At 39.2% G+C, this 24,252-nt stretch carries 22 protein-coding genes and 4 tRNA genes; 19 read left to right on the forward strand and 7 right to left on the reverse strand.

Features of this window, described 5'->3' with window-relative positions; translation table 11 throughout:
- Positions 1-3: 3 nt before the first annotated feature.
- From rpsM to AC1M9D_RS04065, 6 genes are all read left to right on the forward strand, one after another.
- Positions 4-360, forward strand: a complete 357-nt coding sequence (gene rpsM / locus AC1M9D_RS04040) for a 30S ribosomal protein S13 (RefSeq protein WP_035265156.1) — start codon at positions 4-6, stop codon at positions 358-360.
- Positions 361-379: 19 nt separating this feature from the next.
- Complete coding sequence (rpsK, locus tag AC1M9D_RS04045; RefSeq protein ID WP_001040166.1) at positions 380-766, forward strand: 30S ribosomal protein S11; 387 nt, start codon at positions 380-382, stop codon at positions 764-766.
- A gap of 12 nt (positions 767-778) precedes the next feature.
- Positions 779-1,405: a 30S ribosomal protein S4 gene (gene rpsD, locus AC1M9D_RS04050; protein WP_035265160.1), complete on the forward strand. Its 627-nt coding sequence runs from the start codon at positions 779-781 to the stop codon at positions 1,403-1,405.
- A gap of 17 nt (positions 1,406-1,422) precedes the next feature.
- On the forward strand, positions 1,423-2,430 hold the full coding sequence (locus tag AC1M9D_RS04055; RefSeq protein WP_035265161.1) for a DNA-directed RNA polymerase subunit alpha: 1,008 nt from the start codon (positions 1,423-1,425) through the stop codon (positions 2,428-2,430).
- 18 nt (positions 2,431-2,448) lie between these two features.
- Positions 2,449-2,814, forward strand: coding sequence for a 50S ribosomal protein L17 (rplQ, locus tag AC1M9D_RS04060; RefSeq protein ID WP_034587447.1), 366 nt, complete (start codon positions 2,449-2,451; stop codon positions 2,812-2,814).
- Between the two features lie 179 nt (positions 2,815-2,993).
- Complete coding sequence (locus AC1M9D_RS04065; RefSeq protein WP_481594922.1) at positions 2,994-4,493, forward strand: flavin-containing monooxygenase; 1,500 nt, start codon at positions 2,994-2,996, stop codon at positions 4,491-4,493.
- A 48-nt stretch (positions 4,494-4,541) separates the two neighbouring features.
- Here AC1M9D_RS04065 and AC1M9D_RS04070 read toward each other — a convergent pair whose 3' ends face one another.
- Positions 4,542-5,714, reverse strand: coding sequence for an acyl-CoA dehydrogenase family protein (locus AC1M9D_RS04070; RefSeq protein WP_035265167.1), 1,173 nt, complete (start codon positions 5,712-5,714; stop codon positions 4,542-4,544).
- Positions 5,715-5,893: 179 nt separating this feature from the next.
- On the opposite strand from AC1M9D_RS04070, the gene AC1M9D_RS04075 reads away from it, so the two are divergent.
- The 5 genes from AC1M9D_RS04075 (at position 5,894) to AC1M9D_RS04095 (ending at position 11,341) form a co-directional block, all read left to right on the forward strand.
- The gene (locus tag AC1M9D_RS04075; protein WP_481611555.1) at positions 5,894-6,154 is read left to right on the forward strand and encodes an FAD assembly factor SdhE; all 261 of its coding nucleotides are present in this window, start codon (positions 5,894-5,896) and stop codon (positions 6,152-6,154) included.
- 205 nt (positions 6,155-6,359) lie between these two features.
- A complete protein-coding gene (locus AC1M9D_RS04080) occupies positions 6,360-6,530 on the forward strand; it encodes a hypothetical protein (protein WP_481611556.1) in 171 nt (56 codons plus the stop codon).
- 537 nt (positions 6,531-7,067) lie between these two features.
- Positions 7,068-8,111 (forward strand): hypothetical protein, encoded by a 1,044-nt coding sequence (locus AC1M9D_RS04085; RefSeq protein WP_035265182.1) that lies wholly within the window; start codon positions 7,068-7,070, stop codon positions 8,109-8,111.
- Between the two features lie 84 nt (positions 8,112-8,195).
- A complete protein-coding gene (gene rrtA, locus AC1M9D_RS04090; RefSeq protein WP_481589428.1) occupies positions 8,196-8,783 on the forward strand; it encodes a rhombosortase in 588 nt (195 codons plus the stop codon).
- 1,172 nt (positions 8,784-9,955) lie between these two features.
- Complete coding sequence (locus AC1M9D_RS04095; protein WP_373683318.1) at positions 9,956-11,341, forward strand: TRAP transporter large permease subunit; 1,386 nt, start codon at positions 9,956-9,958, stop codon at positions 11,339-11,341.
- A gap of 92 nt (positions 11,342-11,433) precedes the next feature.
- Here AC1M9D_RS04095 and AC1M9D_RS04100 read toward each other — a convergent pair whose 3' ends face one another.
- From AC1M9D_RS04100 to rnr, 3 genes are all read right to left on the reverse strand, one after another.
- Complete coding sequence (locus tag AC1M9D_RS04100) at positions 11,434-11,643, reverse strand: YheV family putative zinc ribbon protein (RefSeq protein ID WP_481586819.1); 210 nt, start codon at positions 11,641-11,643, stop codon at positions 11,434-11,436.
- Between the two features lie 40 nt (positions 11,644-11,683).
- Positions 11,684-13,723 carry a M3 family metallopeptidase gene (locus AC1M9D_RS04105; RefSeq protein WP_481611557.1) on the reverse strand — a complete coding sequence of 680 codons (2,040 nt, stop codon included), beginning with the start codon at positions 13,721-13,723 and terminating at the stop codon, positions 11,684-11,686.
- Between the two features lie 170 nt (positions 13,724-13,893).
- Positions 13,894-16,332, reverse strand: a complete 2,439-nt coding sequence (gene rnr, locus AC1M9D_RS04110; RefSeq protein ID WP_481611567.1) for a ribonuclease R — start codon at positions 16,330-16,332, stop codon at positions 13,894-13,896.
- A gap of 262 nt (positions 16,333-16,594) precedes the next feature.
- Here rnr and AC1M9D_RS04115 point away from each other — a divergent pair.
- The 4 genes from AC1M9D_RS04115 (at position 16,595) to AC1M9D_RS04130 (ending at position 17,335) form a co-directional block, all read left to right on the forward strand.
- Positions 16,595-16,685 (forward strand) — tRNA-Ser (locus tag AC1M9D_RS04115).
- Positions 16,686-16,701: 16 nt separating this feature from the next.
- A tRNA-Arg gene (locus AC1M9D_RS04120) sits at positions 16,702-16,778 on the forward strand.
- A 43-nt stretch (positions 16,779-16,821) separates the two neighbouring features.
- A tRNA-Arg gene (locus tag AC1M9D_RS04125) sits at positions 16,822-16,898 on the forward strand.
- Positions 16,899-17,258: 360 nt separating this feature from the next.
- A tRNA-Arg gene (locus tag AC1M9D_RS04130) sits at positions 17,259-17,335 on the forward strand.
- Between the two features lie 74 nt (positions 17,336-17,409).
- On the opposite strand, the gene AC1M9D_RS04135 is transcribed toward AC1M9D_RS04130, so the two are convergent.
- Entirely contained in the window at positions 17,410-18,717 is a 1,308-nt protein-coding gene (locus AC1M9D_RS04135) for an SRPBCC family protein (protein WP_481611558.1), read from the reverse strand.
- Positions 18,718-18,888: 171 nt separating this feature from the next.
- On the opposite strand from AC1M9D_RS04135, the gene AC1M9D_RS04140 reads away from it, so the two are divergent.
- Together AC1M9D_RS04140 and AC1M9D_RS04145 are read left to right on the forward strand one after the other, a co-directional pair.
- Positions 18,889-19,392, forward strand: a complete 504-nt coding sequence (locus AC1M9D_RS04140; RefSeq protein WP_035265193.1) for a YcxB family protein — start codon at positions 18,889-18,891, stop codon at positions 19,390-19,392.
- 45 nt (positions 19,393-19,437) lie between these two features.
- Positions 19,438-20,076, forward strand: a complete 639-nt coding sequence (locus AC1M9D_RS04145) for a fumarylacetoacetate hydrolase family protein (RefSeq protein ID WP_481611559.1) — start codon at positions 19,438-19,440, stop codon at positions 20,074-20,076.
- A 51-nt stretch (positions 20,077-20,127) separates the two neighbouring features.
- On the opposite strand, the gene AC1M9D_RS04150 is transcribed toward AC1M9D_RS04145, so the two are convergent.
- Entirely contained in the window at positions 20,128-20,931 is an 804-nt protein-coding gene (locus tag AC1M9D_RS04150; RefSeq protein ID WP_481611560.1) for an AraC family transcriptional regulator, read from the reverse strand.
- 102 nt (positions 20,932-21,033) lie between these two features.
- On the opposite strand from AC1M9D_RS04150, the gene AC1M9D_RS04155 reads away from it, so the two are divergent.
- Positions 21,034-21,975, forward strand: a complete 942-nt coding sequence (locus tag AC1M9D_RS04155; RefSeq protein ID WP_481593791.1) for a DMT family transporter — start codon at positions 21,034-21,036, stop codon at positions 21,973-21,975.
- The gene (gene yddG, locus AC1M9D_RS04160) at positions 21,972-22,859 is read left to right on the forward strand and encodes an aromatic amino acid DMT transporter YddG (RefSeq protein ID WP_481611561.1); all 888 of its coding nucleotides are present in this window, start codon (positions 21,972-21,974) and stop codon (positions 22,857-22,859) included. Before AC1M9D_RS04155 ends, yddG begins: the two co-directional genes overlap by 4 nt.
- Positions 22,860-22,896: 37 nt before the next feature.
- On the opposite strand, the gene AC1M9D_RS04165 is transcribed toward yddG, so the two are convergent.
- The gene (locus AC1M9D_RS04165) at positions 22,897-24,141 is read right to left on the reverse strand and encodes a YihY family inner membrane protein (protein WP_481586800.1); all 1,245 of its coding nucleotides are present in this window, start codon (positions 24,139-24,141) and stop codon (positions 22,897-22,899) included.
- Positions 24,142-24,252: the final 111 nt, after the last annotated feature.

The following is a 24,252-nucleotide window of genomic DNA, read 5'->3' on the forward strand; positions in this document are numbered from 1 at the left end:
TGAATGGCTCGTATTGCCGGTGTAAACATTCCGGATAACAAGCATGCTGTTATCTCTCTTACGTATATCTTTGGTATTGGCCGCCATACTGCTAAGCAAATCTTAGCTGCAACTGGTATTGCACCAACTACTAAGATCCGTGAATTAGATGACGCTCAGCTTGATGCGATTCGTGCAGAAGTTGCTAAGGTTCCGACCGAAGGTGACTTACGTCGCGAAATTTCCATGAACATTAAACGTTTAATGGATTTAGGCTGCTACCGCGGTCTTCGTCATCGTCGCAGCTTGCCTGTCCGCGGACAACGCACCAAAACTAACGCACGTACCCGTAAAGGTCCGCGCAAACCTATTAAGAAATAAGATTTCTGGAAGCTAAAAGATGGCTAAAGATACTCGCACACGCAAGAAGGTCACTCGTACCGTCTCTGAAGGTGTTGCACACATTCACGCTTCTTTTAATAACACCATTGTGACTATTACCGATCGTCAAGGTAATGCACTGGCTTGGGCCACTTCAGGTGGACAAGGCTTCCGTGGATCACGTAAATCAACTCCGTTTGCTGCTCAGGTAGCTGCTGAAGTTGCTGGTAAAGCTGCTTTAGATTACGGTTTGAAAAACTTGGACGTCCTTGTTAAAGGTCCTGGTCCAGGTCGTGAATCTGCGGTTCGTGCTTTAGGTGCAGTGGGTTATAAAATTAATAGCATTACCGATGTGACTCCAATTCCTCACAACGGTTGCCGTCCACCTAAAAAACGTCGCGTGTAAGGAGAAACATTCATGGCTCGTTATATTGGTCCAAAATGCAAACTCTCTCGCCGCGAAGGGACAGACCTGCAACTTAAATCAGGCGTTAAACCGTTTGATGTTAAGACAAAAAAACATGCTAAAGCTCCTGGCCAACATGGTGGAGCTCGTGGTGGTAAACAATCAGAGTACTCACTACAATTACGTGAAAAACAAAAAGTACGTCGTATGTACGGTGTTTTAGAACGTCAATTTAGTAACTACTATAAAGAAGCTGCTCGTGTTAAAGGCGCAACAGGTGAAAACTTGTTGAAATTGCTTGAAAGCCGTTTAGATAACGTTGTTTATCGTATGGGCTTTGGTTCTACACGTGCAGAAGCTCGTCAGCTTGTATCTCACCGTTCAATCACTTTAAATGGTCGTCGTGTTAACATCGCGTCAATCCAAGTTAAAGCTGGTGACGTGATTGCAGTACACGAAGGCGCTAAACAACAATTACGTATTAAAAACGCAATTGAATTGGCTGCTCAACGTGGAACTCCTTCTTGGATGGAAGTTGACCATTCTAAATTAGAAGGTACATTCAAATCTGCACCTGATCGTTCTGATTTACCTGCTGAAATCAACGAAAGCTTGATTGTTGAATTGTATTCTAAATAATCCTTGAGGTAGCAATAATGACGCGTACTGCAAACGAGTTTCTAACTCCGCAAGCGATCAAGGTCGAAGCGGCAAGCGGGACCTCGGCAAAAGTGATTCTAGAACCTTTAGAGCGTGGCTTTGGTCATACTCTAGGTAATGCTTTACGTCGCATTCTTTTATCATCTTTACCTGGCGCTGCTGTGGTTGAAGTTGAGATTGAAGGCGTCGAGCACGAGTACAGTACTTTAGAAGGCTTGCAGCAGGACATCGTCGAGCTCTTGCTGAACCTTAAAGGATTGTCTATTAAGCTGTTCGATCAAAATGAAGCATATTTGACATTAGAGAAACAAGGTCCTGGCGATGTAACTGCTGCTGATCTTCGTTTACCTCACAATGTTGAAGTGGTTAACCCTGAACATTTGATCGGCACGTTAAGTGCTTCAGGCTCATTGAAAATGCGCTTGAAAGTTGTTCAAGGTCGTGGTTATGAGACTTCTGATTCTCGCTTCCCAGAAGGTGAAACTCGCCCAGTGGGACGTTTACAATTAGATGCGTCTTATAGCCCGATTAAACGTGTTTCTTACACAGTTGAAAATGCTCGTGTAGAACAACGTACAGACCTTGACAAGTTGGTCATTGATCTTGAAACAAACGGGACTGTTGACCCTGAAGAAGCGATCCGCAAAGCGGCAACAATCTTGCAACAACAAATTGCAATCTTTGTTGATCTTCAGAAAGATCAAGCTCCAGTTGCTCAAGAACCTCGTGAAGAAGTTGACCCAATCTTGCTTCGTCCAGTAGATGATCTAGAGCTTACTGTTCGTTCTGCTAACTGTTTGAAAGCAGAAAATATTTACTACATTGGTGATCTTGTTCAACGTACTGAAGTTGAGTTGTTAAAAACTCCTAACTTAGGTAAAAAATCGTTGACTGAGATCAAAGATGTTCTGGCTTCAAAAGGCTTACAACTCGGCATGCGTTTAGAAAACTGGCCACCAGCTAGTTTACGTATGGACGATCGTTTTGCCTATCGTAGTCGTTAATTAAGTAGGACTATCACCATGCGTCATCGTAATAGTGGTGTGAAATTAGGCCGTACAAGCAGTCATCGTAAAGCGATGTTCCAAAACATGGCTAATTCTTTGTTTGAACACGAGTTGATCAAAACAACTGTGCCTAAAGCAAAAGAGTTACGTCGTGTAGCTGAGCCTTTAATCACTTTAGCTAAAGTCGATACAGTAGCAAACCGTCGTTTAGCGTTTGCTCGTACTCGTTCAGCAGCAACTGTTGGTAAATTATTTACCGTTCTTGGCCCTCGTTACAAAGAACGTAACGGCGGTTATCTACGTGTTCTTAAAGCGGGCTTCCGTGCAGGTGATGCTGCACCGATGGCTTACGTTGAGCTAGTAGATCGCGAAGTTAAATAATTTCGTGTAGAACATCGCAAGTTGTTCAAAAAAGGTCGGTTGAATAAACCGGCCTTTTTTTGTCTAACAATTGGCATTATTTGACCTGAATTGACATGTTTTTTGCAACTTTTAGTCAAACTTGACATTGTGTATTGTCAAAAATATGTTTTAATAAAAATGTTCTTATAAAAAGGTTAATAAAAGAAATGGATAAGCAAGTCGATATTCTTATTGTTGGTGCTGGTATCTCTGGAATTGGAATTGCAGCACATTTAATTAAAAATAATCCGAACCGTAAATTTGAAATACTCGAACGTCGTAAAAGTTTCGGTGGAACGTGGGATTTGTTTAAATACCCAGGTATTCGCTCCGACTCAGATATGTCTACTTTTGGCTACAATTTTAAGCCATGGCGTAAAGCGAATGTGCTTGCAGATGGCGCTTCGATTAAAGGTTACTTGGGTGAAGTTGTTAGTGAGTACAATATTAAAGAAAAAATTCATTTTGAGCATCGTGTACTTTCTGCGAATTACGATACTTCAATAAAAAAATGGATTGTAGAAATCGAAGATCAAAATCAAAAGAAACAAACTTGGCAAGCTAATTTCGTCTTAGGCTGCACAGGTTATTATAACTATGACCAAGGTTTCCAACCTGATTTTCCAAATCAAGATAAATTTAAAGGTCAATTGATTCATCCACAATTTTGGCCTGAAAATTTAGATTATACCGGCAAGAAAGTAGTTATCATTGGTAGTGGAGCAACTGCAATCACTTTAGTACCAGCAATGGCAAAAGGTGGGGCTGGGCATGTAACAATGTTACAACGTTCACCAACTTATATTGCTTCAATTCCTTCGATTGATTTTGTTTATGACAAAACGCGTAAATTTATGACAGAGGACATGGCATATAAGTTCACGCGTGCTCGTAATATCGGAATGCAACGTGCAATTTTTGCTTTGTCAAAAAAACAACCTCAACTGGTTCGCAAGTTACTTCTTAAATCTATTGAAATGCAGTTGAAAGGTAAAGTGGATATGAAACACTTTACCCCAAGTTACAATCCTTGGGATCAACGTTTATGTGTAGTGCCAGACGGTGATTTATTCAAAATTTTACGTAGTGGTAAAGCAAGTGTTGAAACAGATCATATTGAATCATTCACTGAAAATGGTATTCAATTGAAATCTGGTAAACACTTAGATGCAGATATCATTGTTTCTGCGACTGGTCTAGAAATTCAAATTATGGGCGGTATCAAAGCGACTGTTGATGGTCAGCCGATCAAGACTAGCGAACATATGCTTTATAATGGTGTGATGGTAAGTGATGTACCAAATATGGCGATGGTCATTGGTTATGTGAACGCATCATGGACATTAAAAGTAGATGTCATTGCTGATTATATTTGCCGTCTATTCAAATTTATGGATCAGAACGGTTATGATGAAGTTGTCGCACCAACTGACCATTCTGCAATGCTCGATGAAACAGTTATGGGTGAAATGTCATCAGGTTATATTGCGCGTGCGGCTGATCAACTTCCAAAACAAGGTACTAAGGCACCTTGGATGGCAACGCATAACTATTTAGCTGATCGTAAAGATCTCAAAAATGCGACTTTTAATGATGGTATTTTAAAATTTGCGAAGGCTCCGGCACAGTCTGTAAAAAAGCCTAAATTAGTGTCTTAATGAATAGCTATTAAAATAAAAAAGGAAGCGAAAGCTTCCTTTTTCTATCTACAAAGAACGTGATATGAGTTCTTTCATGATTTCATTGGTACCTGCATAAATACGATTTGCACGGTTGTCGATATATGCGCGTGCAATAGGGTATTCAAGCATGAAGCCATAGCCACCGTGTAACTGCAAGCATTCATCGACGACTTTAGAGAACATATCAGAAATTTTATATTTTGCAGCTGCAGCCGCATCTACACCTAACGTACCCTCAAGTTGTAATTCCATACAACGATCTAAATAAGAACGACAAAAGTCTATTTCAGTTCGAAGTTCTGCTAGCTTAAAACGTGTATTTTGAAATGCGCCAATTGGCTTGCCAAATGCTTTACGATCTTTTGTATATTGTACTGTGTGTGCAAAGGCAGCTTCTGCACCAGCTTGGCAGATAATCGCTACAAGCATACGTTCCCAAGCGAGTTCTTTCATAAGCATGATGAAGCCCATGCCTTCCATACCAATCAAATTTTCCTTTGGTACACGAACATTATCAAAGAACAATTCGCAAGTATCTTGTCCTTTCATACCAATTTTATTGAGTGGTTTACCTTTGGTGAATCCTGCTCGATCAGCTTCGACAATAATAAGCGATAAGTTAGCTGAACCTTTATCACTATTACCTGTTTTGCACACAACAATCGCCATGTCACATAGATAACCATTGGTAATAAAAATTTTAGAACCATTGATGACATATTCATCGCCATCTAAAACTGCAGAAGTTCGTACAGCTTGTAAGTCTGAACCTGTACCAGGCTCAGTCATCGCAATGGCAGTGACAACTTCGCCAGAAGCCATTTTAGGGAGCCATTTTTTCTTCTGCTCTTCGTTGGCAAAATTATTCAGGTAGTTCGCAACAATATCCGAATGCAATGAAAAACCAGTTGATGAATCCATTGCATAAGCTTGTTCTTCAATGAGGATCATACTGTAGAGTCGATCTACACCATATCCACCATATTCTTCAGGCATTGTGGTGCACAATAGACCCATTTCACCCGCTTTATTCCATAAGTCACGATCTACATGCTGTTGTTCTTCGTATTTGGCAATATTTGGAACGACTTCTTTTTCATAGAATTTTCGAACAGTATCACGAAAGGCTTCATGCTCTGCATTGAATAATTTTCGAGGCAACATATTAGGAATTGGTCGAATTGCGCCTGATTGCATATTTATATTTCCATAAGTGTTATTAGAATAGCCACAACATAAGAGAGCCTGAACATTGGTGCAATGTGTTGAATGCTCAAAACGCAAGAATTGCTGATGAATTTGGTCAATTGATATTTTTAAAACACAAAGCTCATGGCTTCAGTTAAAATAGAATGAACACAGATTAGGGGATAAAAATGTACGATGAATTAACGCTTGAAGAGCGTAAAGTTATCTATCGAGCACGTCGTGGTTTAAAAGAAATTGACGTGTATTTTGATCCTTATGTAAAGCAATACTATTTGCAAGCTGAACCTGAAGAGAAAGTAATGTTTGCTGAATTGGTTGAGCAAGAAGATCCTGATTTATTGGATTGGTTTATGGAGGTTTCTGAACCACCTCGACCTGAATTGCGCCATTTTATTCAAAAATTAAAAGATTATGTCCATAATCCATGAGCGCTATTCACTGAAACACAGCTTTTATTCAGCTGTGTTTCATGTTTTCTTTATTTTCATCATGAGTATTACTTTATTAATCAGTATTGAGCTCATTTATGCTTTGGGTAGTATTATATTTATACTGCTTATCTGGTGGAATTTTAGAAAAAAACCACAATTAAAAGAATTACAAAAAATAGACAAAGATTTATGGTCGATTCAAATGACTTCAAATCCAAAAATATACCAAGCAAAACTGAATCGAGTTTTTCATTTTCATTACTTGGTGGTACTCAGTTTTAACGAAAATAAATTCGACTCTTTGGTGATTTGGAGAGATCAAATAGATGAAAAACAATGGAAAAGCTTGATTACCCATGCAAATTTTGGCTAATTGTTAGACAATAAGTCTTTTATTTTTAAATTTAAAACATGATAAAAAACAATTATTTAAAAAAATATAATATGTATAAAAAATGAATTGTTTGACGAAAATGAAAGAAAATCAAATTGTTAGACAAAAACACGATGAAATCTTAATTTCTAAAGTACATTAAATATACCAACAGCTAAAGAGGAATTTCAAAATGAGCGAAATTCATATGTGGTTGTTTCTAGTGGTTGCTGCTGTTATGGCAATTATAATTGGAAGACTAGGAACTGTGCTGAAGGAACGAATTGAACACCACAACAACGAACAAAATAAACTCTCTTGAGTTTACCGTTTAATAAGTAGCATGTGCCGAACCGTCGCTATGCTACTTTTTTTTGCCCAAAATTTTAACAATTCAAAAAATAAGTCAATTATTTCAATTCAGATCAATGACAGACTAATTGTTAATGAAGTGCATTGCTGCACTTTTATTCAGCGATTGCATCTGATATTTTAAATCGCAAGGATGACAAAATTATAAAATTGAGGACAGGAAGTATGTCTAAATTAAAGACTCAAGGTCTTTTCACGGCAATTGCGGTTGTAGCAGCTACAACTTTATCTGGATGTTCATACGTAATCAAAACTGGTGCGAATGCATCACTTGCTTTTAGTGAAAAACACATCTTACCACCAGTACTCTCAATGGGTGATGTGGATATGGTGTGTAATCAGGGCACAGCTTTGACTCCTGTGATTATGGCGACTAAAGATATGGGTGCTGATCCGACCCGTATGGCAGTTCTTTTATATTCAGCTTCAGGGATGTGCGCAGAAAATCGTGCCTTAGATGCAGAATTAAGATACCTAAGAGCATCAAAAGCAGGTCAAGTGACAGAAGCACAAGATGCGCGTATTGAACAAAAGCGCTGGGCTGCTGTTGCTGCCGAACGTCAATATACGGGTTATCAATTGTTTGCGGAACGTTGGCAGTCTAAATATAAATATAATTTAGGTGACTCATGTCCAACTATGCGTCGTAATCTTGACCAAACAGTATATCTGTTAGGGATGTTAAGTGGCTTACAAGCAATGACCAATGATATTGCTTCTGGTGGTCAAGTGCATGTTCCTAAAGATATCGCAGCAATTGTTGAACGTGGCATGGTCTGCCTTGATAACAACAAGTTTTGGGGTGTACCGAATGCTACTCGAGCAGTGATTTGGACATTATTACCTGGAGCTGATGCAGGCAAACCAGATCCATACCAAACGCTTAAACAATCTATGCAAATTGGTGAGCAAAAAGGAGTACGCTTATCGCATGCCTTGTATGCTGTTGCAGCACAAGCCAGTGGTGACGATGCAAAAATACGTGATGCATTACGTTCTTATGCTGCTTCACGTGCAGAAGAAGTTCCTGTAAATCCAGAGTTTAAGTTATTGGATAATATGGCAGGACAAATGATTCAAGCGATCTCAGACCGTTATTGGACGGAGAATACAGGTGTTCGAACTGAAGCAGATGGAATGTCGAGCTTCTGGGATGATCAAGCGACCAATGAAGCCGATGATCTTTTCGAGAACACATTAGGCGAATAAGATTTTTTAATTTTGTTCAAAATTAAAAATGGAGTTATTCAAGAAAAAGAGCTTAAAGCTCTTTTTCTTTTAGGAATACGAAAGATGAAAGATACTATCCTGATTCGAAAAATACTGTTTATTGCATGCTGTATCAGTATTGCTGCTAGTTTGCAGATTTTTCAGGAGTATTTTTTCTATTGGCGTCCTGTATTGGATGAAGAAATTTGGCGAGTATGGACAGCCCACTATGTACATGTGGGCTGGATACACTATGCATTGAATATGGTGGGTTTAGCCTGTCTGCCATTCATCTTCCCATATGTCAAAATTAGGTATATGTTGTACTTGTTAATCGCACTCCCGCCATTAATTAGTTTAAGTTTTTTTTATGTTTATCCTCACCTTGAAGCTTATGCAGGTCTATCAGGGGTACTACATGGTATGTATATGGCTTTGGCAGTTTATTTTTTTAAATTTGAAAAAGAACGTAAATTCTCGCTGCTTGTATTAGCTTTAATCACGGGCAAAATTTTGTGGGAAAATATCTTTGGTTCTCTCGATACTGCGCAAATGATTGGTAGCCCAGTATTGGTTGAAGCACATTTAACAGGTGCAATATGGGGGGCATTACTCAGCATGCTCTTTTTAATTTATCAGCACATCTCCGTGAAGGACACACACATCTCTTAATTACTCTGATACTTAATTATCACTTATTTTAATGTGTGATCAGATTCAAATCTTTTGCATTTATTTTTTTAAGGTCATATTTGTTTAAAAAAGAAATACAGTATGGTATAGCCTACTGATTTAGTTGGTTTTCATCTCGCTCTTAAGAGGTGAATTGATGAAAATTGGCATAAATTAAAAAAAAATGGAAAAGTCAGTCATTCTTTTTTAAAAAAAAATCAGTCAGATTCATGTGATAAAAGTGGTAAGGAAATTAGGTAAAGGATTTTGCCTAAGCCCGAATTAGAAAAGATGAGCTGTACAGGCAATGTATAGCAGTATTAAATAATGGAATAACAATGCAAGAGCCTTCTAAAAAGAGATCTGGGTTAGGTCTACTTAGTTATATATGGACTGAGTGGATATCTGCGTTTACGATTTTGCTTCTACTGTTACTGACGCTCATCATCGGGACAGGAGAAATGATTCACGGGCAGATGTTACGTATAGGTGAAAGTCTATACGGTGACGAAAAAATTGGTATGCAGTATTCATTCTTGCGTGCCGAACCTGAAAAGCCAGTCTGTGATCGAAATCCAAATATTGACCTTCTGGTTCAAAACCAAATGCAAGCCAATGCAAAAGATGAATTTGCAGATATTTTTGGCACAACATCTGAAGAAGATGTTCGTGCCTCTGTGTTGGCTGGTCAACAGTTATGTGAAGAAAAATATGCCTTCTACGATAAGTCAATTCAGTATTTAGAAGATAATCCTTCAATACGAACTTACCGAACCATGGAAACAACTTTCTTTGGTATTTTCCAATTTGGTACGGAAAATAAGGCAGTTCTATTGATTATCATGGTGGTACTTGCAGCGATCACTGCAACACTTAAAATCCACCACATTGGTCTACGCGGTCCAAGTTCTGTTTTAGATTATAGGGTTTACGCTGTCGCAATGATACTTGCGAACAGTTTCTTAACCAGTTCAGCGATCAGTCAGTATAGATCTGTATTGAACTCTGGTGTTCCGCCAACCAGTGAGATGACAATCATCTATTGGTTATGGATAATCTTGTTCAGTACACTGACATTAATTAGTTTGTACCAATTGTTCCGTGTACCAGAAAATGCGAAGCCAGGTGGTACGATTGGCATGGCATTATTGTCAGTCCCACTTTATGCCTATATGGCGATCACAACAGGATTTAACTTTACCTTTGTGATGGACTATCCAATGGGTCAAGGGATTTATTTAGGGCAGCTGGTTGAGTTCTCTACCATTTTCCTTAATTTATCACTGTTCATTTGGGCAGGTATGCTGTTAAAGCAGACATTAATTGTTGATAAATTCCTAAATATTTTACGTCCATGGAATCTAGCGCCTGAAACGCTTACCTGGTTAATCTTACTTGCTGCTGCATTACCTACAGCCTATACAGGTGCATCAGGTATTTTTGTAATCGCTGCAGGTGCGATCATTTATAAAGAAGTTTGGAATGCGGGCGGACGCCGTCAATTCGCTTTGGCTACAGCAGCGATGTCGGGTTCGCTTGGTGTGGTACTCCGTCCATGTCTATTGATTGTTGTTGTTGCATCACTGAACAAAGAAGTAACAACTGACTTATTATACCAATATGGTATTGGTGTTTTCCTCATCACTTCGACACTGTTCCTACTAATTTCACTGTTCTTTGCTGAGCAAAAATTCCGTATTGCAGCGCCATCAGTTGCATTCCCGAATTCAGCTAAGGCATTAGTGGCAGTGGTTCCTTATGTGATCGTGTTCCTGATTGTGTGGTCATTCTACAAGTATGCATTAAATACCAATTTGAATGAGTTCACTGCACCAGTCATGATGCCAATCATCTTACTTGTCATGGTGCTTTATGAAAAATTACGTCATGAACCAGCACCGCTCGCACCAGTAGGACATTGGGATACGACATTAAGCCATACTTCGGTTGAACAAGAAGCAGCTAAGGCGCGAGTGTCAGCATCTGAAATTGCAGCGCAAGATAGTCCAGACAATCCTGCGCGTAAAGTGAGTTTCTGGAAGTCAATTCATGTATCTGCAAGTGAAACAGTCGGACATATCGGGGCGCTTGTGATCTTAATGGCATTGTCTGTCAGCGTTGGTGGATACTTAGAGCGTATCGAGTTGATGGAACACTTCCCAACGGATATTGAAAATATCTATATCGTGATCACCTTGATCGTATGTCTCATGGTATTTGTCGGTATGATTATGGATCCGTTTGGTGCTGTCATCTTAATTTCAGCAACAGTTGCACCTGTCGCCTACGCTTATGGTATAGATCCTGTTCACTTCTGGATGATTGCTTTAATTGGTTTCGAATTGGGTTATGTATCACCTCCAGTTGCACTCAATCACTTGCTCGCAAGGCAGTCGATTGGTGATGAAGAGGTGGCTGCTGCCGATGCAGAAGTGAAAGATAAAACGTTCTACTACAAATACGAACGTTGGATTCTTCCTCTGATTGTGATGATTCCAGCTATGTTAATTATCGCCTATGTACCTTATATCTTTAAGTTATTTGGTTGGTATCAATAATTAAATAAAATAAGCACCTTCGGGTGCTTATTTTTTAATGAATTTACAATAAAGCCAGCTCTATAGAGCTGGCTTTATTGACTTTAAACATCTTAATTTCTTGGACTAGGTTTAAATTGAATAACACCAATTTCGTCTGCAACCTCAGGCATTTGAGGTTCGTCAATATGTGTCGGACGATTTTCAGAATAGTTGCATTCAATACATTCGATCCATTCTGAATCACCTGAAGTGAGCATGACAATACGATCCATAGCTTCACATTTCGGACATTTTGCACCTGCAATGAAACGACGTTTGATCGACATAATGACTCTCACCTTCAAAAATTAGTAGCGTAGTTTAAGCAGTTTTAGTGTCATTCGTCCAACCTTGATGGCGTAATAATGCATCAATTTTAGGCTCACGACCTCTAAATTTAACAAAGGCATCAAGCGCTGTATCTTTACCGCCTACAGCCAGCACTGCCTTGCGGAAAGCAAGTCCAGTCTCTTGGTTGAAGATCCCTTCTTGTTCAAAGCGATCGAATGCATCACTTGCTAAAACTTCAGCCCATTTGTAAGAGTAGTAGCCTGCGGCATAACCCCCTGCGAAAATATGGCTAAAACTATTTTGGAATCGGTTGTATGGTGCTGTAGGGAGAACAGCATATTGTTCACGAATTTCGTTTAAGGATTGTTGAATACCTGTTGCATCTAAAGCAGGAGATTGTTTATGTATGTTCAAATCAAACATTGCAAACTCAAGCTGTCGAAGGGTTTGCATGCCTGATTGGAAAAATCTCGCATCCAAAAGCGACTTAAGGAGTTCTTCAGGTAAGGGTGTTTTGGTCTCAATGTGTTGGCTGATTAAAGCCAAGCTTTCATTATCCCAAGTCCAGAATTCCATAAATTGACTTGGCAGCTCGACGGCATCCCAAGCGACACCATGTGTGCCTGCTACAGAGATATGATCTACTTCTGTGAGCATATGATGCAGACCATGTCCAAACTCATGGAAAAGAGTAACGACTTCATCATGTGTCAAAAGCGCAGGTTGTTGACCAATCGGTGGTGTAAAATTACCGACCATGTAACAAATCGGTTTCTGCATGCCATTGTTGGTTTGCATACGTGAGCGGAATCCGCTCATCCATGCTCCACCACGTTTCCCACTTCTAGCGTACAAGTCAAAATAGAATCCACCTATGACACTGCCTTGATCTTCAAGCTCATAATATCGTGCATCTAGATGCCATACAGGTGCTTCACGTTCAATGACTTGAATACCATATAATCGCTCCACAATTTTAAATAAACCTTGAACGACGACAGGGGTAGGGAAGTATGGCTTAAGTGCTTCCTGAGAAAGGTTAAACTGTTGAACTTTGAGTTTTTCCGAGAAATACGTCGTGTCCCAAGGTTGTAGTTCATCTACACCATGAGATTGAGCAATTGCTTTTAATGCCTCAATTTCTTGTAGGGCAGGTTTACGAGCATGTTCTGCCAACTCAATCAGGAATTGATCTACAGCTTCAACACTTGGAGCCATCTTACTTGCCAGTGAATATGCTGCATAATGATCAAAACCTAAAAGTTGAGCCATTTCTTGGCGCAATTTGAGAATTTCTTCCATCACCGCAGTATTGTCATATTCAGGGTGATCTGACTGATCCGACGCACGTGTGGTATATGCTTTATATAAGGCTTCGCGAAGCTCTCGATTATCTGCGTAAGTCATGATTGCAAGATAAGAAGGGAAATCCAATGTCGCCACGGCTTGATCGAGTTCGCGTTGTTGACCGTATTGCTTTAGCAGTTCGATACTGCTCGCAGGTAAACCAGCAAGTTCATCTTCAGTTAATGGTTTGAAATATGATTGTGTGGCATCAAGAACGTGGTTAGAAAAATCTGAAGAAAGCTGCGATAGACGAGCTGATATTTCTGCGTAGCGTTTTTTGGCATCACCTTCTAGTGCAACGCCTGAAAGTTTAAAGTCTCTAAGAGCAAGTTTAATCGCACTCTGTTGAGCTTCTGGTAAATCCGAAAAAATAGGTGCATCATGCACATGTTGGTAGGTTTGATAGAGCGCAGTATGTTGCCCTAATTGTGTGTAGTATTCACTTAAGCTAGGTAAAAGAGACTGATAAATCTCGCGGGTTTCAGGATTGTTCATCACAGCATTTAAGTGAGACAAAATACCCCAAGATTCGCTCATTTGGTTTTCTAACTCATCGATTTGATCGAGCACATTTAATTGTAATTGTACCGTGTCTGGGACTTTCTCGAGTTGGTTTATAAAGTGTTGACCATTTTGAATCGCTTGTTCAATCTGTGATTTAAGCTGATCAAGCGTAATTTGAGAAAAATCGGGTACAGGCAAAGTTGCCTTTTCTAAAGTCATTCAAGGACCTAATTGATTCATTTACTTCATTTAGATGTAGGGGTTTATGGACTTTAAATCAAGTGATACATTCAATTATTTACTTAAGTGCTAAACAAAGAATCGGTGCACTTGATTATAGATTAAAAAATAAAGCTTAAAAAAAGAGCGCCGTAGCGCTCTTTAAAGATTTAGTCTAATTTAGCTTTCGCATTCGACTTTTTCTTTTTCACTTTAGCTTTCTTTTTCGCTTTATCTTTTACTTTTCCATCAGATTTTTTGTCTGATTTTTTAGAATAAGAGCTTGGTTTTGCCTTGGACTTTTTCTTACGAACAGGGCGTTCACCGCTTTCATCTTTATCTTTTAGGAGTTCGACAGGCTCATTCAACATGCGATTTAACGCTTCTTGCTTGGTGACCGGTTTTTCCTTCACGACACGCGGTGCTCGACTACGAATAGCGCGACCTGCATGGCTGAGTTGTTGAATCAATTCAAAATCAATCTTACGTTCTTCTAAATTGACACCTGCAACCTTGATGCGTACCTCATCACCCAAACCGAAGGTCTGACCACGATTTTGCCCAACTAAACTTTGACTTGCTTGATCGAAGACAAAGAAGTCATCGCCAAGCTGGCTTACATGGACCATACCATCGACATATAAATCTTTTAAAGTGACAAATAGACCAAACTCAGCCGTGGCACTAATGACGCCAACAAACTCTTCACCAAGATGCTGTTGCATATAATGGCATTTTAACCAAGTGGTCACTGAGCGAGAAGCTTCATCAGCTCGACGTTCTGTTGCTGAGAAATGATTACCGGCTTCTTCTAGTGCGCCACCTGAGACTGGTGCAGGTTTATTTTTCAGGTGTGCTTTGATAGCACGATGTAATAATAAATCTGGGTAACGACGAATTGGAGAGGTGAAATGAGTGTATGCCTCATACGCCAAACCATAGTGACCAGCGTTATTTGGCCCATAATAAGCTTGCATCATGGAGCGAAGAAGCACAGCATGAATACTTGGCGCATCAATACGGTCTTTAGTGGCTTCAATGACCGCTTGGTAGTCCGCTTGCGTAGGTTGATCAGGGAATTTCAAACCTAATAACTTAACAAAGTCGCGAACTTTTTGAATGCGTGAGAATTCAGGTGGCTCATGCACACGATACAACATTGGAATTTCATGTTTTAAAGCAAATTCAGCAGCAGCGACATTGGCTAACAACATACATTCTTCGATGAGTTTATGAGCATCGTTGCGTGATCTTGGTAGAATTTCTTTAATTCCACCAAGTTCATCAAAGGTCATGTACGTTTCAACGGTTTCAAATTCCATTGCATGGCGTTCTGCACGTAAACCTTTTAATACTTGGTAAAGTTGGAATAATGTATTCAGTGATTTACGCACTGTACGATCTTCAGGTACAGCTTGACTATCACCTTCAAAATATTTTGCAACTTGGTCATAGGTGAGTCGTGCTTTAGAGTGCATCACCGACGGATAGAATTCAAATTTTGTTACTTTACCTGCGCGACTTAAATTCAAATCACAGACCATACAGAGACGATCGACATTTGGATTGAGTGAGCATAAGCCATTTGAAAGTGCTTCAGGCAACATCGGTAAGACAAAGTGAGGGAAGTACACAGACGTACCGCGTTCTTGTGCTTCATCATCTAAAGGTTTACCAATACGAACATAATGACTGACATCTGCAATCGCGACCACGACACGATAGCCGCCACCAGGACGTTTTTCTGCATAGACAGCATCGTCGAAGTCACGCGCATCTTCACCGTCAATTGTGACTAAGGGTAAATCTCTTAAATCAATGCGTCCTTGACGATCTCGTGCTGTCGGTTCTTTAAAACTTTCAGCTTCTTGAACTACTTCTTCTGGAAATTCGTAAGGTAAACCATATTCTAAAATGGTTTGAGGAATAATAATTTCAGTATCAGATTTGTCGGCCATAGATTGAATAATATGGCCTGTAGCAAACTCTTCACGATTTGGAAAATCATCAATTTCAACTCGAAGAGAATCACCAACTTTAGCTTTCGCATGCGCAATGAGTTCTTTTTCTAAGGTAATCGGTTGATGCGCGTTTGGATTTGCTGGCTGAATGAAGTATTCACCTTCATATTCTGCGAGTTTCCCAATGATTTGTTTGACGCGTCGTTGGGTAATTTCAGTAATGAAACCCCATGGTTTACCTTTGCGGTCAACAGAGGTCTGTTGAACTTTAACTCGGTCACCATGGAAGACTTGACGTAATTCACGCTCAGGTAACAAATATTCTTCTTTCTTACCATCTATACTCGCAACCCCTAAACCTTTGCTATTGATATAGATGGTCGCATCATGAACAGGTTGATCTGCCATAAGCTGGAACTTATAACCTTCTTTGGTCAATTGACCATCGCGAACCATCGCACTTAAACGGTGACTAAGTGCTTCAATACTTTTTTGATCCGCAATTTCGAAGTGTTCCACAAGGTCTGCATGAGACAATGCTTTTTTCTTATTCTCAATCGTTTCTAGAATCAGAACACGGCTTGGAATAGGATTATCGTAACGTTCAGCTTCCGCTTTGGCTTCAGGGTCGACCCAATTTTTCATAATGTCTTTGGCTTCATATCAGAAGATATGTTTAGCATAAGACATGATGAGAAATACTGCACGTAAATGATTGCAATAAAGTGTTTTTAGTTCATAAATTATAAAAGAGATGCAGAATAGACAGCATTAAAGTGAAATTAATGCAGATTAAAGGTAAAAAACCTGAAAATTGTTTAAAAAATATATGATTGAACAAAAAACATAGAATTTTTTAAATTCTCACTTGAAGAGTAGGGACGAAGTTTGTATTATGGCGTCTCGTTACGGTGAGGTGGATGAGTGGCTGAAATCACTTCCCTGCTAAGGAAGCATACCTATTACTGGTATCGAGGGTTCGAATCCCTCTCTCACCGCCAACGATAAACTTGAAATGCGCTCATAGCTCAGCTGGATAGAGCACTTGGCTACGAACTAAGGGGTCGGGAGTTCGAATCTCTCTGAGCGCACCAATCAAGTTAATCGATGTAACGAAGTCGTAAGACACTCAAGTACGCGCTCATAGCTCAGCTGGATAGAGCACTTGGCTACGAACTAAGGGGTCGGGAGTTCGAATCTCTCTGAGCGCACCAACTTGATCATCTCTAAGATGTAAAAAAGAGAAGAAACCGCTTAATTGCGGTTTTTTTGTGTCTAGAATGAAGTGGTGCTATAAATCAACATATTTTACTAGCTACCTAAGAAAGAAATAAATTTTAAAATTTCTACAAATATTATTTTTAATTAATAGATATTAGCTCTTATAAAAACATCCTCAATCCAACTCATGATTGTTTGGAATTTGGATTGATCTTGTTGACCATCTCTTAAATTGTTGATTATCTAGGCATAATTTACATTTACGTATAAATACTGTTCGCTTGATTTAAATTTTATTAAAAAGTACTTAACAAATAATAATATTCATATATAATGCACTCCATCAAGACGTCGCGCTCATAGCTCAGCTGGATAGAGCACTTGGCTACGAACTAAGGGGTCGGGAGTTCGAATCTCTCTGAGCGCACCAACTTGATCATCTATAAGATGTAAAAAAAAAGAAGAAACCGCTTAATTGCGGTTTTTTTGTGTCTATTTTTTATCTTATTTCTTCTGCTCTTCGTTTTTGACTTTCAATGCAAAGACGACATTCGCCCCAACTGTAGGGAGCACATCATGATAAGGCAAGCTCCGTGCTGCACGAATCAGGAACGGTGCTTTTTCATCTATTTTTCCTGCATTCGTCATTTTCAATAAAGTACCTTGTTGAAACTTATCAAATTGCATTTTTCCTTTAATGTATTTCAGATCACCGCCTTGAGCATAAAAACTATTCTGATTCGACTGAGGAAAGCTAAAATTCAGTTTAAATCGGAATGGAATTTGAATAACTCCTAACCCGAGTTCAACTTTAAAATCTGCCAATTGTGTTTGGTCTTTTAGAGTTTCGATATCAATAGATTTGAGTTGGCGGGGAAACAGCTTTTTATAATGTACAGGCTGTGTCCATTTTTGTAATTGTTGCACTGGTTGTGAATAATACTGATACGTCGTCACAAAACGCATTGATTCGGCACCGTGTTGATAAGGCACAGTTGTCGGTGTATGGACAAAACTTACAGGGTGTTCGGTGATACGACTGATTTGTGCGATTTTGGCCAACTGATTTGTCGTTAATTGGTCGGATGGAAATTGCCCTGGTTTGAGCGCACTCGAAGAAGGCGCTGTTAATTTTTTTCGAATTGATTCAAGTAAAAATGCATGTGTACCACTTGGAATTCCCATTTTTGCTTCAGGCACTGCATTCAGAACTTTGCTAAATAGAAAACCTTTAGGTTGGTTTAAATCTCCCCATTGCGTTAGGGTTAGAAGGGTATGATTCTGATCCAATTTGAACCATTCAAATTTGCCTAGACCATAAGGAACAGGTGCATCCACAATCAAGCTCGAAATATTATTGGCTTCAATATGATGCTGAAACACTATGGTCTCATTAAAGTTGAGCACTGGTATCGGTGTTGGAATGGAAATTTTATATTGAACCTGAGTGATATTTTTTTCTTGATCTAATATTTTAGCTGATTTCAATGTCGGGAATAATCCAACAAAATTTTCAAACTGTGAAAGCGTTTTGGCGACCTTTTCTTCATTAACAGGCAATACGATGGCAGATGATGTGAACTTCACATTTGGATTGGGTTGTTTTTTGCGTGTCGGAATAGATGTTTGGGTATTTGGGTGCGCATAGATAAGAATCTGATCTTTGGCGATGCTGGCGAGTTCGGTACTATTATTTTGAAATGGTTTTAACGCACTGGGTATATTTTCTTTCCATTCAATAATCGCGCTGTACGACAAGCTAGGTATAAAAATAAGGCTTAAGCACAATGCTCGATAGTTAAAGTATTTCATTTTCATCCTGAACTATGAATTTGGACTTTTTATTTTGTGTCATTGTAAATCGTGTGATGCTTTCATCAATAGTACGATGATGTAATCAACAGTATTCATTAAAACGACAATTCGCTTTCAGGTAAAGTGGTGTAATATCTTTGCTTAAGAAAATCGATTGTTGAATCCCCTATGTCTGATACTCAACCAGTTTTATCTGTCCGTTACTTCTTAAATTTACAAGAGTCTCAGGATGGTTTTGCATTAGCTACTTTTGGCAAAAAACAATTTACGCGTTTTTTAACGCCACTTGTCAGTATTGCGATCGTGATTTGGGGGCTTTATCTTGGATTAGAGGGTGTAGGACGCTATTACGTGGCTTTAGGCACGTTCTTTATCTTTTTACAAATCGTTATGCGTTACTGGTTCTTACCTATGATGTTCAAGCGTCAGTTTGAAAAATATCAATTTGGTAAGACTGAACAAGGTATCGATTTGTTTCAAAACTCTGCCGAGCTTTTTTCAAGTGGTCGTCCTAAACAAGCATTTGCCTACAGTGAAGTACAAAAATTTGTAGTGGGTAAATTGACCTATATGCTTGAACTCAAAAATCATACAGTGGTCATTATTCCAAAACGTGCATTTGAGTCTGATGTAGACAGAACACTGTTTGAAAATACATTCCAAAAACGTTAAGTTTTGATGAGTTCATTACTCAAATTATAAATAAGAGAGGTTTTCATGAGTGCAGTTCCATCAAAAATTGTATGTGTCGGTCGCAGTTATGCTGCGCATGCTCAAGAATTAGGTAATGCGATTCCTGATCAACCTGTCTTATTTATCAAGCCGCCGAGTAGCTTGGTGTCCTTAGCAGAAGGGATTGATTGGAATCGTGCAATGGGACAGTGTCATCATGAATGTGAACTTTCATTGCGAATAGATCGACCGCTCAAAAATGTTACGGATCCTCAAGAGGCATTAGCAGCAGTAGGTGCAGTCACTCTTGGTTTGGATTTGACTTTAAGAGATCAACAAGATCAGCTTAAAAAGAAAGGACAACCTTGGGAACGTGCGAAAGCATTTGATGGATCTTGTATTTTGGCAGATTGGATTTCGCTTGATCAGGTTCCAGCATTAGATCAAGTCCAGTTTAAGCTCGAAATTAATGATGAACTTAGACAACATGGCGATACGGGTTTACTGATTTTTAAATTAGGAGCGCTTTTGGCAGAAATCAGTCAAAACTTCAGCTTAATGCCTGGTGATGTTGTCATGACGGGTACGCCTGCAGGTGTAGGACCATTAGAATCGGGTGATCAGCTCAAAATGACTTTGACTGGCTTAAAACAAGATTTTGTGTGGACTACGCAAGTGCATTAATGATGCATCAAGCTCAATTAAAAAGGATGATGGTTCATCCTTTTTTTATGGCTAGAGATTGTCTGAATTGATGTTTTTACGAAACTGTTGGGGCGTGATGTGCATCCAGCGTTTAAACATATTGATAAAGGCTGAGGCGTTGGCATAGCCCAAATCTAGAGCAATATGTTCAACAGTTTTATTTTCAGACAATAAGCTTAATGCTCGTGTAATTTTAAAGCGTTGACGCCATTCATTGAGCGACATCGAAATTTCAGCTTCACATAGGCGCGATAAAGTGCGCTCACTCATATTCACCATTTGAGCATAATCTCTCAGTGGGCGCTGATCACTGAGATGCTCATGGATGTAGGTAAATATCGTTTGTAATGCAGGATGATCAGAATGGGGTAAGTAGCTTTTGAGCAGGGGTGAACTTTTTAATTGATCCAGCAAAACCATTAAGAGTCGTTGATATTCGGGTTGATCATGTTTGAAATAAGTTTTTCTGAGTTCATTGAGTAGCGCCGTCACTAAGGGGGAGCTTAGTAAAATACCTGATTGTTTGGGCAGTGCATCACACAGGCTTTCATGCACGTATAAGGTGGCATGAGAAACAGCTGTGAGATTAATACTGCTGTGATGCAGATGCGGCGGTAGCCAAATTCCGTAGGGTGGAGGTGTTAAATATTGATTTTGATCAATATGAACTTCCATTACACCATCAAATGCATAGATAAATTCGCCCCATGCATGACCGTGTTTAGGATATTCCGAATGGGCTGGATCATTACGGAATGTTAGCCAAAGATTCTCTTGGATATGATCATAATTATCTAACTGAACGAATGGTTCATGTGGATGGCGTTTTGGCATATTAAATTGCCTGAATAAATGTATTTGTTGTCTATTTTGAATTATATATTCTAATTCAGTCAGCAGTATAGTGACGACTTGTTTGTGTGAAGAGTGCCACTCATGGGTGAGCGAAGAGGTCTTGACCTTCAGGCGTCAAGCTTAATGATCGTATTGTGTTTAGTCTGGGGTTTACAGCAAATTGTCTTGAAACTTGCAGCTACTGATATTAGTCCTCTGATGCAAATCGCATTGCGCTGTGGTTTGGCAACCTTGCTTGTCGTTCCATTATTGTATCGACAACGAGTGCAACAACTGTTCAATTACCGTTATGTTGTTCCTGGAATTTGGTTAGCCTTTTTATTTTCTGCAGAATTTTATTTGGTTGCTGAGGCACTCAGGTACACCAGTGCTGCGCACACTGTTGTTCTGCTCTATACCGCGCCTATTTTTGTGGCTTTAGGCTTACATTGGAAAGTCAAAGCTGAAAAATTGAATAATCTGCAGTGGTTTGGTATTTGTTTCGCATTTCTTGGCATCGCTTATACTTTTTTAGTGCGTGATCAAGCTCAGAGCCAACTCAGCCTTATTTTATGGGGAGATTTTCTTGCTCTAATGGCGGGGATGATGTGGGCATTGACTACGATTTCTTTAAAATTTTCAACGCTTTCAGAGGCACCGCCTACTCAAACATTATTTTATCAATTGCTTGGGGGCTTTATTTTTTTATTACCCTTAGCTTTTTGGACTGGACAAGCAGATGTGCGCTGGTCACAACTGACGTTTCTGAGCTTAACATTTCATGCGGTTGTCATGTCTTTTTTAAGTTTACTGTTATGGTTTTGGTTGTTACGAACTTATTTAGCAAATGGCTTAGGTGTGTTTTCGTTTTTGACCCCCATGTTCGGCATGTTGTTTGGTGTCTGGCTATTAGATGAGGAGATCGAAACGAGTTTCTTGGTCGGTTCTTGTATGGTTCTTGCAGGGATTATGATTGTATCTTTGCACCGTTATTTGAGAATTTATTTTGATCGAATCAGCGCAAGAATTGGAGCATTCCATTGAATCAGTATACATGGCTGGGATTAAGTTCGATTTTGATTTGGGCCTCGTTGGTTGCGGTGGTGAAACTTGTAACTGAATCATTAAGCCCGGTACAGGCGGTGGCACTGATCTATAGTTTTAGTGCATTGTTCATGTTATGGAAAAATGGTTTTCCCAAGCTTTCACTCATGCCTAAAAAATACTTATGGGGCTGTGGTGCTCTTTTTGTTGGCTATGAGATCCTGTTTTTAATTTCGATTGCACTTTCAACGCATCGAGAACAGGTATTAATCATTGCAATGATTAATTATCTTTGGCCTCCTTTGCTGATTGTATTTTCGATTCTTGCACGGCAATTGAGCTCGAATATTTGGGTGATTGCTGGCTTTGCATGTGCCATTCTTGGGTTAATGATGGTTGTTAATCCTGATATTCTCGAGCCGAAACGGATATTTGTGGCTGTGCTTGAAAATCCATTAGCATATTCATTTGCTTTCATCGGCGCCGTGCTATGGGCTTTGTACAGTATATTTACCAAGAAATATGCAGAAGGTCATAATGCTGTTCCATTTCTTTTTCTAATGACTGCAGTTGGATTGTGGGCTGTACATTTTGTGATGCGAGAACCGTTTATTGAGCTGAATTTGATGACATGGCTGATGGTGGTAGTCATTGGCAGCTTAATTGGTTTAGCTTACAGCAATTGGAACCAAAGCATGCAATATGGACATCTCAAAATTTTAATTTTGGCAACGTATTTTATGCCCATTTTTTCAAGTCTGATGTCGATGCTGATTCTAGATGTGCAACCTCTAATAAGCTTTTGGATCGGTTGTGTCTTAGTGACCTTAGGCGCACTTATTTGTTGGCAATCTACACGTCCATATAATCCATCTATGAAATAAGAAAAGACCTATAGAGGTCTTTTCTTATTGCAAGAGTTTATTTTTCTTCAAGTATGGTCGATAGCGGTACGGAGAGCTTTGCAGCCAGATAATCATCAGCTTCAATTAGTGCAGGACCAATACGGTTCATCCATACGTCATCTTCATGGATTTGTCCGATATCATTTTTATCAGGCAGCGTATAAGGTAATGATTTATAAAATGACCAAAAATCCAGATGATCTAAATTTCTAACCAAAACATATTCATTATTATCAGTACGTTTAATAATATTCTGCTGTTCTAATAGATTGACATATTTAGGCCAGCGGCCAATTTCACCGCGTCCTAAAATATCAAGTGCCTCCAGATCGGTTACGGTTTTACCTTGTTTTTGTTTTTTATAGAATAACTCAAGCATATCTAGAAGCATGAGAATTGGATGGCGCGTTTCGGTCTTACCTGTATGAAATGCTGTGAGGGCATAACTTATCTCAACACCAAGCAGTACGATGTTCCAAGAGAGATAAATCCACAACAGGAAAATTGGAACTGCTGCAAAAGCACCGTAAACCAACTGATAACTGGTAAAGTTAGTCATCACGAAGCCGAATAAATTTTTCAGTAACTCGAAGGTAACAGCACTAAAAATCGCAGCAATCATGGCTGCTTTTATTGGAACAGAGCGGTTTGGAATCGTCCAATACAAGGCAAAAAAACCAAATGCGGTGAGTGCAAATGAGATGACCCATAAAATAAACGTGCCATTCAATTCATAACCTGCAAAATTATTGCTTAGGATGTTCATAGACGCTAAAGTCGATGAAATCACAAAAGCCGAACCCAGCAGGATTGGTCCCAGTGAAATGATGGTCCAATAGCGCATAAAACCAATAATGCCATTACGCGTTTCTGTCACACGCCAAATACGATTGAATGCTGTCTCAATGCTAGTGAGCATCATTACTGTGGTAAAGAATAAAAACAGCACACCAATAATGGTTAAGTTGCTCGAATTGTCAGTAAATGCATTCAATGCTTTGTCAAACGCGATACTGGTTTTAGGCAGAAAATTACTGTAGATCAATTGTTGTAATTGTTGCCGAGCAGGTTCTAATGCTTTAATCGATGAAATGATAACCAAGAATACGGTCAACATCGGCACGACAGCGAAAAGTGTGGTGTAAGTTAAAGAGCCTGCTTGCTCACGACAATTGTTAGCTTCAAAGCGTCGTAGTACAAACAAAATAAACTGAAACCATGTTTTATTGTAGAAAGGTAACTTTTTTAAGATTTCCGCCATAAATAATGAGTCTCGAGTATTTTTTAGTTAAAATTCTGTACGTTCGTTGCACAGCTTAACCAAATTTTAAAAAAAATACCGTATAGTTTTCTTTTTTCATTGGATGATCTT

It is taken from the genome of Acinetobacter sp. ANC_7682 (genome assembly GCF_056779795.1).